This window comes from Cognataquiflexum nitidum, from assembly GCF_022538055.1.
GTDB classification, from domain to species: Bacteria; Bacteroidota; Bacteroidia; order Cytophagales; family Cyclobacteriaceae; genus Cognataquiflexum; species Cognataquiflexum nitidum.
Window position 1 is genome coordinate 127,011 of sequence record NZ_JAKZAM010000009.1, and the last position, 13,028, is coordinate 140,038.

Here is a 13,028-nt window from a genome sequence, read left to right on the forward strand (position 1 = left end):
AAAAAATGCCGTACCTAAATTGAAGATATTATTTAGGGTGTCAGAAGTTGGAAGATTATTTTTAATTTTGTTTGGGTAAAATCTTCCATAAATGAAGAAAAGCAAATTAATTGTAGAACACCTGTATGAATTTGAACTTCTTGGTTTTGTGGCTCCTGTCAAAGACTACAAAATGGCATGGATGATCAATAATGCCTTAGATCTTAAACTTGTAAAAAGCGTGGATTATGAACTCGAATTTATCAGTGGTACAAAACTTTGCATTTCTCAATACAAGTGTGGAAAAGAAAACGGATTTATTCAGCTATTAAAAAATAAATCCTTTGCTCAGGATACCAAGTCATTATACCTCATTCCTGAATTGAAAATCTTTGATTACTTCCTCCTCATCCAAGATTTTACTTCCGAAGTGGATATTAATGACTATATTGAGCGCCTTTCGAGCAATGTATTAATCCAGAATGTAGTCAAACTCGACATCGATAAAATCAAATCAAAAGAAAATCTATTAACCTATTAAAACCCAATATTCTATGAGTATTGCTCTTTATAATAAGACAAAAATATTAGCTACCATCGGTCCTGCGTCCAACAATATTGACACTTTGAAAAGTCTAGCCAATGCAGGAGCCAATGTTTTCAGACTCAATTTTTCGCATGGTACACACGCCCAGCATGCCGAAGTGATCAAAATGATCCGCGAAATCAATGAAAAACTTACCGTCAAAATCGGCATTCTTCAGGACCTTCAGGGGCCAAAAATCCGCGTGGGGGAAATGGAAAACGGAGGCGTCCAGATAGTTCCCGGAGGAAAAATTACCATCACCAACGATCCTGTTGTCGGTAATGCCGAACTTGTAAGTACCGTTTATGAAAACCTTCCAAATGATGTGAAGTCAGGGGATAGGATTCTGATTGATGATGGCAATATCGAACTCGCTGTCAACAATACAGATGGCAAAAATGTCCGCTGTGTAGTCATCCATGGGGGTATTCTGAAATCAAGAAAAGGGATCAACCTTCCCAATACCAAAGTTTCTGCTCCTTCTCTTACAGAAAAAGACCTCGAAGACCTTGAATTTGGATTGGCCAATGACGTTGATTGGATTGCACTCTCATTTGTAAGGTCAGTAGATGATATCATTGATTTGAGAGAAAGAATCACCAAAGCCGGAAAAAGCTGTAAAATAGTTGCCAAAATCGAAAAGCCCGAAGCCCTTCAGAATATTGAATCCATCATCGAGGCGACAGATGCCATCATGGTGGCTAGGGGAGATCTTGGCGTTGAAATGCCAATGGAAACTGTCCCTCTCTGGCAGAAGAAAATGGTAAAGCTTTGTAAAGTCGCCTGCAAGCCTGTCATCATCGCCACACAAATGCTGGAGAGTATGACCACTCATCCAAGACCGACAAGGGCAGAAACCAATGATGTCGCCACTGCAGTATTGGATGGTGCGGATGCGGTAATGCTTTCAGCTGAAACAGCCTCAGGACAGTTTCCTGTCAATGCAGTCAAAGCCATGAGTACCATTATTAATTATATTGAAACCAATGAGGACGTATTTCACCATCTCTATAAAATAGAGGAAAGTGATCCTAACTTCTTAAGTAAAAACCTCACTTTGATGGCCGCCAGGCTTTCTAGAAATGTGAAGGCCAAAGCTTTGGTCGGAATTACAACCTCAGGTCAGACTCCCTTGAGATTGGCTTCTTTTAGACCTCTCGCCAATCTTTTGATTTTTACCAGAAACAAAAACCTATTGACCCAATTGAGTTTGGTCTGGGGAGTCAGGGCCTATTATTATGAAAGCAGCACTTCTACTGATGCCACTTTCACGGATATACAGGATCAATTGAAAAAAGATGGATTTGTTAAAAACGGAGACATCATCATCAACACAGCAAGTATGCCTTTGAAAGAAAAAGGAAAAACAAACATGCTTAAGATACATGTTGTGGAGTAAATCCACTTAACTTTTTGACTTAGAATAAAGCTGCCTCCAAAGGCAGCTTTTTTTTTATGTTGTTTTTACAATTCAACCGAAAAATCGGACAGTTCAGCTTGGAAAATAAACAACTCAAAGTTATTTGAATTCCATTTTTAATTTAGAATAGTTCATAAGGCAAATAAACTAATCAACTATGGAAAAACTATTAAAATTTCTGATCTTCGGTTCAATGTTCTTTGCTATTTTGTCTTGTCAAGATGAAGACGTCACACCGCAACCACCTGCGCCTACAGTTTTGGCGGCGGCAAGCAATGCCGGATTGTCTACCTTGGTGTCTGCAGTCGCAGCAGTCCCGGGACTTGGTTCTGTATTGATCAATGCAGATGAGATTACAGTTTTTGCTCCGACCAATGATGCATTTGCTGCAGCATTGACTGCTTTTGGAGCAAGTGATTTGAATGATCTGGTAAATAAACTTGGCGGTGTTGACAATCTGGAAACAGTATTGGGATTCCATGTGGTGCCTGCGGTTGCTTTTGCTGCTGACCTTCAAGCTTCAAATACCTTTACCACAGTATCAGGTCAGCAAATCACTGTTGCAAAATCCGGCAACAACGTGACAGTAACTGACTTTGCAGGCAATGTTGCAAATGTAGTTACTGCTGATGTGGCCATCGAAAATGGTGTTGTCCATGTGATCAATAGGGTATTGATTCCGAATATTGTTCTTCCTAAGCCTAATTTGGTAGAAGCTGCTACTGCTGCAGGTTTGACCACTTTACTTTCTGCAGTCACAGCCGTGGAGGGATTGGCTAATGCTCTATTGAGTGCCGAGGGGATAACGGTTTTTGCACCGACCAATGCTGCATTTGGAAACGCGCTAGAAGCCTTTAATGTAGCAAACTTAAGTCAGTTAGTAACAAAAATTGGAGGAATTGAAAATCTAGAAAAAGTTTTAGGTTTCCATGTCGTGCCTGCAGTTGCGTTTGCGGCTGACCTTCAACCAACAAATAGTTTTCCAACATTGGGAGGTCAAAATATTACAGTTAACCGTTCGCCAAACGGTGTGACCTTACTTGATGCAGCAGGAAATACCTTCAAGGTAGTCACTGCAGATGTGGCTATCGAAAATGGGGTGGTACATGTGATTGACGGAGTATTGCTTCCTACTTTAGATCTGCCTAATGTCGTAGAAGCCGCTACAGCTGCTAATCTTACTGTATTATTGGATGCAGTGACAGCAGCAGGATTGGGTCAGGCATTGTTAGATGCTGAGGCCATCACAGTATTTGCGCCAACCAATGCGGCATTTACAGCTTTGCTTGCAGCGCAAGAAGTAACCTCCCTTCAGGCACTGATAAATAAACTTGGTGCTCCTGCAGTAATTAAGGTTCTTCAGTTCCATGTTGTTCCGGCTACTGCCTTCTCCTTTGATTTGGCAGAAGGCCCTCAATCTGTACCCACTCTGGCAGGCGAGAATTTGACTGTAACAAGGACAGGTGCAAATGTCACAGTAAGAGATGCAGCAGGTACAACATATAATGTGGTAGCGGCAGATGTTGCGATAGAGAATGGCGTGGTACATGTCATTGATGGAGTTTTATTGCCTACACTTTAAATATTTAGTAAAGGCTATATTATGGAAGGGGGACATAGGTTCCCCTTCTATTTATTTTAAAAAATTATGTTTAACCGCTTTATTGCACGCAGCCAAAATATCGATGGCTGGAGAATGATTAGCAGGCTCAATGTATGATGGACTGTCGCCCGTGGACGAGTATCCGCATCCGATAAAGTCTCGTCTATCCAGTCCTGCAACATTGCAGATACTCGTTTCAATAATCATTATAATCCTTTACTAAAATCAAGAAATCAAATTCCTCTTGTTTAATTAAAATTCTGAAGCTAGTAGGTGTGATTTGTTTGAAATAAAATTATCGCCACATTGGTCAGTCTTTTCCAATAACTTATGATTTATGTTCCATATTAGGTTCAAATTTGTTTATCCGGGACTTCTAGCGCTGTATTCATTCATGAATATCAGGATATTGGGTGGTGACAGATTATATCAGGCCGATTTAACTTATGACAAATTATTTGTAACAGTAGTAGCTTTATGCTATGCCGTATGGTTTTCAAATTTCTATATAGAAAAATTTGCAGGATTTGATCCAAAGAAATTTCATCCTTTATTGGTTCAGTTTTTAGGAAGTTTAGTTGCAGTGAGTATCATTAGTTTTTTATCTGTTTCAATCACAGGAATAATATTGGGTGAGCCTTATGACCTTTCCTTTCAAAATTTAATTCTCACTAGTGGCTTTGCATTTAGGATCAACTTATTCCTGAATTGTGTAAATGCTATATTTTTCTTCAGTAAAAAATTCAGAGAAAAAGCCGTGGAGGCGGAGAAGTTGCACACTTTTAATGTATCTGCAAGATTAGAGACTTTGAATTCACAGATCAACCCACATTTTTTCTTCAATAACCTGAGTACCTTGTCTGTATTGATTCATGAAAATCCTGTTAAGGCTGATGAATACCTTCAAAAACTCTCCAACATCTACAGGTACATTTTAAATAACCGAGACAAGGAACTTGTAACCCTGAAGGAGGAATTTAGTTTTCTTCAAAATTATATCGACCTGCTTTCAATTAGATTTAAAGATTCTTTAAAATTCAATTTGCAGGTTGATAATGATCTTAGCAATCTAATGTTGCCACCTGCTGTGATGCAGCTTTTGGTAGAAAATGTGGTCAAACATAATTATTTTACCATAAAAGAACCTTTGGAGGTATTTATCAAATCCGATAGCAAAGAATTAATTGTGAAAAACAAAAAACAGGTAAAAGAAGCTGTAGAATTTTCAACAGGAATCGGGTTGCAAAACATTTCTGATAGGTATAGGTTTTTAGGAAATGAAATCATCATTCTTGACAAAGAAGAATATTTTGAAATTAGGCTTCCTTTAATATCGGCAAATGAAGATACTCATAGTAGAAGATGAACCTCTAGTTATACAAAGGATCAGTAAAATCATTAAAGACAACAAACCTGAATGGGAAGTCGTCAGTACCGTACAAAGTGTCAAAGAACTCAACCAGATACTTGACGATAAATTTCAATTTGACCTGATGCTTTGCGACATCCACCTTGCTGATGGATTGAGTTTTAAGGCTTTTGCAAACCGAAAAATCAGCTTTCCGATTATTTTTATAACTGCTTATGACCAATACGCACTTCAATCATTTGACCATAATTGTATTGATTATGTGCTAAAACCTATCCAAGAGGAAAGACTTTTGAAGGCCTTTGAAAAAGCTGAGTCTTTGATCAAAAACTATATTCCAAAACTTTTTAACCAAGAACTGATCAATGACCTCCTCAATAAATATAAGGAGAAGAGCTATAAGAAGAGATTCTTAACCAAGTTGGGGAATAAAATCAGGTTTGTATCAGGGGAGGATGTTGCCTATTTTTATACAGAAGATGGGATAAGCTATCTTGTAGAAAAGGGTTCAAATAAAAAAAACATTATAGAACAAAGTCTGAACGAATTGGAGCAGGAGCTTTTAGATCCTACAAAATTCTACAGGATTAATCGTTCTATAATTATCCATCTTGATGGTTTGGTGGATATGAAACCCTACTTTAATGGAAGGTTGCTTCTTTCGATGAATGCTATGATTGATAATGAAATCATCGTAGCCCGGGAGAAGGTTAATGAATTTAAGAGTTGGTTAAATCAATAAGCCCAATATGAAAATAAAGTTCTTGATTATAGTTATGGTTTTTTTGACCGTTTTTCCGGTCAAAGCGCAGGAAATTGATTATCCCAATTTAGATTCCTTAGTAAGGGCTGTCACTAAATTGGAAAATGAGATTTATGAGGTCAAGCTAAATCTGCACCAATCACAAAAACAGCTAAAAACGGGTATTCTTGTGGCAACTGTAGGGTATTCGGTAACAATTTTAGGTGGACAGCTTTTGGGTTCCAATCCGGATTTAGGAAAAGCGTTGCTTTATGCAGGCGGAGCTATTGGAATCACCGGGACTGTGGTTTTGGTTAAGGGATTCAATAAAATCAGTATAGGTACGCCGAGAAGTCCAAAGTATTATGGGAAACAAACTTTTCAATGAATTTCCAAAGAATCCTATTTGACCTTTATGAGCTTGTCGGTCCTGTTGGCTTTACCATCAGGACATTCTCTTTTTCGACCATTACTGCCCCCGGAGCAGCCCCTTTTACTTTCCGCACATACTTGGCAGGAGTATACATCACGGGCGACAGGCTTTCATTTTTGTTTTTCGAATAATATGCAGCCAATTCTGCTGCCCGTTCCAAAACTGTTTTGGGGAAATTAATACCCGAGCGGTATTTGATCAGTACATGGGAACCAGATACGTCTTTGGCATGGAGCCATAAATCCTCTTTCCAGGCAAAATTGCGGAGCATATCGTCATTGGATTTTGCTGATTTCCCCACTAAAACCTCAAATCCTTCAATTTCAAATCTCTTGAACGGAACCTGTTCCTCCTGTTCCTTCGATTTTGGAGTCAGGTGGTTGTTTTTGACAAAATCCCTGAGGCTTCTAAAGTCCTTGAATCCTTCTATTTCTTCTAGCCACGAAGCTGTCTGTAGAGATAATTTTTCTTTTTCAGCAAGATTTTGGGAAAGTTGTTCAATTTCTTTCTTTCTGTTTTTGGATTTGCGATAGAGGTTTTCGGCATACTTTTGGGGACTTTGACCCACCTTAAGTTTGAAAACTTCCTCATTGCTTGAGTAAAAATTAAAAAGCTTTACCTGATCGAAATTGGGGTCTATTGCATGAAGATTGGCCATGATTACATCCGCTACTTGAGAAGGTGGGGTTTCATGGAGAAGTTGTTCCAATCTTTCCCCCGTCTTTGCGATGTAGGACCTCGTTCTCTTTTGTTGTTCCTGAAGCTGCCTTTGCCAAGTTTGTTTTTCTTTTTCAAATGACTGGATGACAACCCGATACCGAAACAGTTCATTACATACTTTGATAGGATCTGAAGTCTTAAACATCGCTTCTTTCTCAGGAAGCAAAGACAGGAGGTACTCATTTTCATCGTTGATGATGGCATATAGTGGACTTTCCAGCATATCCAAAAGTTCCTGCATCAGCTCCCATTTCTCTTCTAATCCAGCTTCTATATAGCCTTGGTTTTTGAGCCATTCTCTTGGGATTTTCCCAAGTGTAGGCAAGAATTTGGAGGCATTGCCTTCCAATGAGATGAAAGTGTTCCTGTCTAATCGGAGATTTTTTGAAAGATCGGAGACCAAGACATTTTTATCATCTTTCAGTTCGTTCCTAAATAACAAAGACGGTAGGTCTTGTTCTTTTGGATAAAATAGGATGTTGCTTCTTGTCCCGTGAAGCTTGAAGAGTATTTTGTCACCCGAATCCAAATGGGCGATAAATGCCCTTTCAAAATTGACGACTTCGATTTTGTGGATCTTTTTTCCGATGATTTCAGGGAAAAGGGAGACGGTGTTTCTTTTGCTTCTTTTGAAATTATCGGGAAAGGAAAGACAGGATACTGAAGGAAGTAGGTTGGCACGAATGAAAACATCCCTTCCATCCTTTGAGCAGCCGATCACCAATTCATCTTTATTTTGGGAAAAACATTCTACAATCTCAGCCCCTGAAAAGGTTGTGTCCAGCTCAGGGCAAAGGAATTTTAAAAAATGGAAATTGAAGTGCATCGTTAAATGGTGATTTTCAATCCATCAAAAGCAAGATGGATATTTGGAGGCAATGTTTTTTCTACCTCTTGGTGGGTTCCTAACCGATGGCTTATGTGAGTAAAATAAGCTGATTCAGGTTTGACTTGAGCCACAAGCTGGATGGCCTCCTCCAAGGTGAAATGAGAGATATGGTGCGATTGCTGTAGGGCATTCAAGACGAGCACTTTGCTTCCCTTGATTTTATCAAGTTCATTGTCATCTATGTATTTGGCATCTGTGATATAGGTGAAGTCTCCAAACCTAAACCCAAACACAGGTAACCTATAATGAAGCACCTGAATCGGGACGACATGTATTCCTTCTGCAGAAAAGGGTTCATTGACGATTTCATGCGTAATCACCGAAGGTACTCCCGGGTACTTCACTTCCTCAAAAATGTAGGCAAATTCACGTTTGATCTGATTAAAGACTTTTTTGGTCCCGTAGATTGGCATGTCTTTTTTTTGAAGAAAATTATATGAACGTATATCATCAAGGCCACCTGTGTGGTCTTTGTGCTCATGGGTAAATAGAACTCCATCCAAATGGTGGATTTTTTCCCTGAGCATCTGCTGTCTGAAATCAGGACCGGTATCAATGACGAGACTTTTACCTTCTATTTCCAGATGTATGGAACTCCTCAACCTTTTGTCCCTATAATCAAGTGAACTGCACACCGGACAGTCACAGGCTATCACGGGTACGCCCTGGGAAGTGCCTGTGCCTAAGAATGTGACTTTCAAAGTTTTAATTCGGTTTGTTGTAATTCGGAAATTAAATCCTGCAGTTTTTTATCAGAAAAATCCTTTGGGCTCAATCCCAATTCCTTGACAATATCAAGCAATGCATTGATCTTGCCTTCTAATGTAAAATATTTATTGACGATGACGATCTTGTTTTCTTTAAGAACACAGTATCCCGATTTGAAATTGCCTTTTTCATACCTCAAAATATATTCCGATGAGGCAAAAAGATCTTCGATTTTGTCCAGAAAGTTTTTTGTGTATTTGATTGTCATTCAGGTTCTTTCTCTTTAAGAAAGGTGTTTTCTAACAGTTGCAAGTAATAGATCGTAATCCAATGGTTTTTGGATATAGTCATTGAGGCCCGCCTTTTTGAAATCATCCAATGTATAGTTTTTGTAATTTCCGGTGATAGCGACAATCGGAATGTTTGCTTTATTCTTATCCTCCAGTACCCTAATGGCTTTAGTGCATTCTATACCGTCCATGATGGGCATATTTATGTCCATCAAAATCAAGTCAAAATCTTCATTTCCTAGCTTTTCTAAAACTTGCTTACCGTTTTTTACGGCAGTTATTTTATATTTCTCAAACAGGAGTACATTCTTAGTAAGATTAATTATAACTGAACTGTCTTCAGCTACCAAAACTTTCTTATTTTCCGTCATGGATTAAGTAATTGAGATGATGTGATTTTTAAGCGAAACGACTGAACTATATTTTCCAAATATATATAATCCTCTAAGGTATTCTCAAAATTGAGAGATTTAATGTTTTTTTCAAAATTCTGGCAAAAATTGTAAATCTTCATTGCTCCAAGTGTTCCGGAATTCCCTTTTATAATGTGGATTTTTTCACCGATTTCAGAATAATTTCCCTTTGCTACCAAAGTTTTGATTTCGCTCAAAAGATTTATACTTTCTTCAATAAATTCTTCGTAAACCAACCTGATGTTTTCAGCATTGTTAAACTTCAATAAGGTATTTACCACTTTGATGTCCAACTCGGGCGTGGTTGAGTCTTCAGTTTTTTGGATGTTTTTTGATTTTTGTAAGTGCTTGTCTAAAGTCTCCAATAAATTTCTAGGTTTGATTGGCTTGGGAATAAAATCATCAAATCCAGCTGAAATAAAGTAATCTCGGTCGTTTTCGCTGGCATAGGCTGAAACCGCTATGACCGGAATATCTGCAATCTTTTCGTTTTTAACGATGTTCAAGGTGTTGATGCCATCTAATATGGGCATTTGTATATCCATCAATACAATGTCAAATTCCCCAGTCCTGATTTTGTCCAACGCCTCTCTGCCATCAGAAGCAGTGCCATACTGATACAGTTGGCCAATGATATGCTCAAAAACTTTTCTGTTTAGTGAATTGTCATCCACAATAAGTACCTTTTTGGGTTTCATTGTTAATTATTAATAATTTTGATTCTTACTTATTGCTTTTTATAACGTTCACTTTGGATTCTAAAAATAAACATTTATTGGTAATTGCCGGCCCTACCGCCGTGGGTAAAACAGAAATATGCCTTCATCTTGCAAAAATATTTCAAACTGAAATCATTTCTTCGGACAGTAGGCAGTTTTACCGAGAGACAGAGGTCGGCACTGCCAAGCCCACAAACAATGAACTGAAGGAAGTGCAACATCATTTTATCAACTCACTTTCAATTTTTGACAATTATGATGTTAGAAAATTTGAAATGGAGACACTCCAGCTCTTGGAAAAACTTTTTGAGAAACATGATCTCGTAATCATGACGGGAGGCTCAGGTCTGTATATTGACGCAATATGCTATGGTTTTGATGAAATTCCTGAGGTAGACCCTGCTATAAGGGAACGGTTGATTATGGATTATCATAATGATGGGATTCAAAATCTTCAGTTAAGGCTCCAAGAACTTGACCCTGTTTACTACAGTCAGGTGGATATCCAAAATCCCCAAAGGCTTATGAGGGCATTGGAGGTTTGTATAGGGACAGGGAAGGCCTACAGTTCCTTCAGGACAAAGAAAAAGAATATTAGGTCATTCAATTGTATTCTCGTTGGGCTCGAAAGAGACCGTGAGGAGTTGTATCAAAGGATCAACCAACGGATGGATATCATGATAGCCAAGGGGATTTTTGAGGAGGCCCAAAGGTTATATCCCTACCGTCATTTGAATGCACTTCAAACCGTGGGTTATTCGGAGATCTTTGGATTCTTGGAAGGAAAGTACAATAGGGAGGAGGCAGAGAGGCTACTCAAAAGAAATTCAAGGAGATATGCCAAGCGACAGATGACATGGTTCAAAAAATATCCTGAAATGACCTGGTTTCATCCCTCAAACGTGGAAGGGATCAGGGATTTTTTAAAGGAGGAAATCGGAAGCGATTTTTGATCGTCGTTTGGAGGGAAAATGACAACTGGATTTTTCAGCCTGTTATCTCATAACAAATCATCCAAGATACCTGTGCCCCATGCCCTTGGCAACAAAGCTGTAGGGTTTTTTGCCGATAAGGTTATTGTATTGGTTTACTGTGATTTTGAGTGACTGATAGACAGGTTTGAGCTCTTTTTCAAATGTAGATTCGTTTTTTGGAGAACGGTTTGTTTTTGCTTTATGGTATTCACTGTCTATCCTTTGAAGGGTATCTTTATCAAAGGAGGCCGTATTTTTTAAGGGAGAACCAGATTTTTCCAAACCTTCAAAAAAAGCTTGCTGAAGTTGCATAATTGCTTTTTTCTTGGCGACGAAAGATTGATTGACAACCAACCAAAATAACCCAATAAAGCATGAAAGTGTAATTATGATAGGTAAATACCCCATGATTTTAGATGCTTAATATTTCAATTAATTTCAAGTGGTCGGGATTTAAAGCTTTGCTTTTTCCGATGCAATCCGCAAATGAGGTATAGACAACCTGTCCATTCATTACACCTGCCATACAATTTGATTTTCCGGCTATCAATCCATCTACTGCAGCCATTCCACACCTTGATGCCAAAACCCTGTCGCGTGCAGTAGGCCTTCCACCCCTTTGGATATGCCCCAATGTAGTAACTTTAAATTCCTTTTCAGGATCATTTACCTTGTCTCTTACTTTTGTCATAATATCCTCTGCACCGCCTTCATCATCTCCTTCGGCTACTACAATAATGCTGGAAGATTTTGGTTTGCGTAGATTTTTGAGGGATTTGACAACTGCTTTTAGGTCAGTTGATGTTTCTGGAACCATCACGAATTCAGCACCTCCACCTATACCGCACTCCACCGCAATGTAGCCACTATCCCGTCCCATTACTTCTATAAAGAAAATCCTGTCGTGCGCCGCAGCGGTATCTCTGATTTTGTCGATTGCATCTAAAGCTGTGTTTACAGCTGTATCAAAACCTATGGTATAGTCAGTTCCATAAATGTCATTATCGATTGTGCCGGGACAGCCAATAATCGGAATTCCGTATTCTTCGAAAAATATCTTCGCGCCGGTGAAAGTCCCATCCCCACCAATTGCAACCAAACCTTCTATACCATTCACTTTAAGCTGTTTATAAGCCTTTGCACGGCCTTCCTTGGTTCGGAATTCCTCACTTCTAGCGGATTTTAATATCGTTCCACCCCGCTGGATTATATTGCTTACCGAATGGGATTGCATCTTTTTGATATTGCCATTGATCATCCCATCATAGCCGTATGTTATCCCATACACTTCCAGATCTCTAAAAATCGCTGTTCTGACTACAGATCTGATGCAGGCGTTCATACCCGGGGCATCACCGCCCGATGTGTATACTGCTATTTTCTTCATGTTTAATAGGTTTTACAAAAGCCAAAATTACGGATATTTGCATGCCATGGTAATACAATCCGAAAATCTTTTGAATTGTTTGGGATTATCAAACCTATATGATTTTGAAAAAAGGAAAATTCTTTAAAAAAAACAGAAACTTAGGTTTCGTACTTGTGTGCCTCCGTGATACTTCTTGCTGAAATCGTTCTAAAAATTAGTAAAGGCATCCGGAACTTGAATTTTGCCCGGATGCCTTTGGATTGTCATGAAGAGACTGTTTTTTCTCCAAGTAGTAAAATCTCCTCTGCAATTACCTCAGTGATGAATTTCTTGTTACCATCCTTATCCTCATAAGACCTGTTGGAAAGCCTACCTTCAATCGCAATTTCAGATCCTTTGTCAGTGTACTTTTCGATTATTTCTGCAGCTTTTCCCCACGCTACTATGTAGTGCCAAGTGGTTTCCTCCACTTTTTCACCTTTTGCATTTTTGAATACATCCTTGGTCGCAATGCTGAAGGATGCTTTTACTTTTCCTGAATCGAAATGCATTGTTTCTGCCTTGGCACCCAATCTCCCGATTAGCTGAACCTTGTTTCTCATGTTGCTCATAATTTTTTGTTTTTGGTTAAATGTCAGTTGCCTATATCTCGAAGCAACATGTCAAAGTTCAGGAGAAAGTATTGCCTTAGTCGGTTCTTTGTCGTTTCTAGTCGATTATAAACGTTTATGAAACGGCTTTTAATGATTTCCGCAACCCAAACCCGCTGAGGGGATTTTTAATTTCCCTTCAATTTCTGTATTGGCTTTAGAAT

At 38.8% G+C, this 13,028-nt stretch carries 15 protein-coding genes; 7 read left to right on the forward strand and 8 right to left on the reverse strand.

Annotated features, from left to right (window positions below; genetic code table 11):
* The first annotated feature begins 91 nt into the window (after positions 1–91).
* The 6 genes from MMU07_RS08185 (at position 92) to MMU07_RS08210 (ending at position 6,087) form a co-directional block, all read left to right on the forward strand.
* Positions 92–520 carry an IPExxxVDY family protein gene (locus tag MMU07_RS08185; RefSeq protein WP_241125372.1) on the forward strand — a complete coding sequence of 143 codons (429 nt, stop codon included), beginning with the start codon at positions 92–94 and terminating at the stop codon, positions 518–520.
* A 13-nt stretch (positions 521–533) separates the two neighbouring features.
* Positions 534–1,964, forward strand: coding sequence for a pyruvate kinase (gene pyk / locus MMU07_RS08190; RefSeq protein WP_241125373.1), 1,431 nt, complete (start codon positions 534–536; stop codon positions 1,962–1,964).
* Between the two features lie 178 nt (positions 1,965–2,142).
* Complete coding sequence (locus MMU07_RS08195) at positions 2,143–3,567, forward strand: fasciclin domain-containing protein (RefSeq protein ID WP_241125374.1); 1,425 nt, start codon at positions 2,143–2,145, stop codon at positions 3,565–3,567.
* A 358-nt stretch (positions 3,568–3,925) separates the two neighbouring features.
* Positions 3,926–4,954 carry a sensor histidine kinase gene (locus MMU07_RS08200; protein ID WP_241125375.1) on the forward strand — a complete coding sequence of 343 codons (1,029 nt, stop codon included), beginning with the start codon at positions 3,926–3,928 and terminating at the stop codon, positions 4,952–4,954.
* The gene (locus MMU07_RS08205; RefSeq protein WP_241125376.1) at positions 4,929–5,699 is read left to right on the forward strand and encodes a LytR/AlgR family response regulator transcription factor; all 771 of its coding nucleotides are present in this window, start codon (positions 4,929–4,931) and stop codon (positions 5,697–5,699) included. Before MMU07_RS08200 ends, MMU07_RS08205 begins: the two co-directional genes overlap by 26 nt.
* Positions 5,700–5,706: 7 nt before the next feature.
* Complete coding sequence (locus MMU07_RS08210) at positions 5,707–6,087, forward strand: hypothetical protein (RefSeq protein WP_241125377.1); 381 nt, start codon at positions 5,707–5,709, stop codon at positions 6,085–6,087.
* A gap of 25 nt (positions 6,088–6,112) precedes the next feature.
* Here MMU07_RS08210 and MMU07_RS08215 read toward each other — a convergent pair whose 3' ends face one another.
* The 5 genes from MMU07_RS08215 to MMU07_RS08235 are packed head-to-tail and all read right to left on the reverse strand — an operon-like array spanning position 6,113 to position 9,850.
* Positions 6,113–7,678 (reverse strand): NFACT RNA binding domain-containing protein, encoded by a 1,566-nt coding sequence (locus tag MMU07_RS08215; RefSeq protein WP_241125378.1) that lies wholly within the window; start codon positions 7,676–7,678, stop codon positions 6,113–6,115.
* A gap of 2 nt (positions 7,679–7,680) precedes the next feature.
* Complete coding sequence (locus tag MMU07_RS08220; protein ID WP_241125379.1) at positions 7,681–8,442, reverse strand: MBL fold metallo-hydrolase; 762 nt, start codon at positions 8,440–8,442, stop codon at positions 7,681–7,683.
* Entirely contained in the window at positions 8,439–8,717 is a 279-nt protein-coding gene (locus MMU07_RS08225) for a hypothetical protein (RefSeq protein ID WP_241125380.1), read from the reverse strand. Before MMU07_RS08225 ends, MMU07_RS08220 begins: the two co-directional genes overlap by 4 nt.
* Positions 8,718–8,732: 15 nt before the next feature.
* Positions 8,733–9,110: a response regulator gene (locus MMU07_RS08230; RefSeq protein ID WP_241125381.1), complete on the reverse strand. Its 378-nt coding sequence runs from the start codon at positions 9,108–9,110 to the stop codon at positions 8,733–8,735.
* Positions 9,107–9,850, reverse strand: coding sequence for an Hpt domain-containing response regulator (locus tag MMU07_RS08235; protein WP_241125382.1), 744 nt, complete (start codon positions 9,848–9,850; stop codon positions 9,107–9,109). The genes MMU07_RS08230 and MMU07_RS08235 overlap by 4 nt, the downstream gene beginning before the upstream one ends.
* A gap of 77 nt (positions 9,851–9,927) precedes the next feature.
* Here MMU07_RS08235 and miaA point away from each other — a divergent pair, with 77 nt between their 5' ends.
* Positions 9,928–10,824: a tRNA (adenosine(37)-N6)-dimethylallyltransferase MiaA gene (gene miaA, locus MMU07_RS08240; protein ID WP_241125383.1), complete on the forward strand. Its 897-nt coding sequence runs from the start codon at positions 9,928–9,930 to the stop codon at positions 10,822–10,824.
* A 57-nt stretch (positions 10,825–10,881) separates the two neighbouring features.
* Here miaA and MMU07_RS08245 read toward each other — a convergent pair whose 3' ends face one another.
* The 3 genes from MMU07_RS08245 to MMU07_RS08255 all read right to left on the reverse strand — a co-directional run bounded on the left by MMU07_RS08245 (position 10,882) and on the right by MMU07_RS08255 (position 12,825).
* The gene (locus MMU07_RS08245) at positions 10,882–11,253 is read right to left on the reverse strand and encodes a hypothetical protein (RefSeq protein ID WP_241125384.1); all 372 of its coding nucleotides are present in this window, start codon (positions 11,251–11,253) and stop codon (positions 10,882–10,884) included.
* A gap of 4 nt (positions 11,254–11,257) precedes the next feature.
* On the reverse strand, positions 11,258–12,232 hold the full coding sequence (pfkA, locus tag MMU07_RS08250) for a 6-phosphofructokinase (protein ID WP_241125385.1): 975 nt from the start codon (positions 12,230–12,232) through the stop codon (positions 11,258–11,260).
* Between the two features lie 245 nt (positions 12,233–12,477).
* Positions 12,478–12,825, reverse strand: a complete 348-nt coding sequence (locus MMU07_RS08255) for a single-stranded DNA-binding protein (protein ID WP_241125386.1) — start codon at positions 12,823–12,825, stop codon at positions 12,478–12,480.
* Positions 12,826–13,028: the final 203 nt, after the last annotated feature.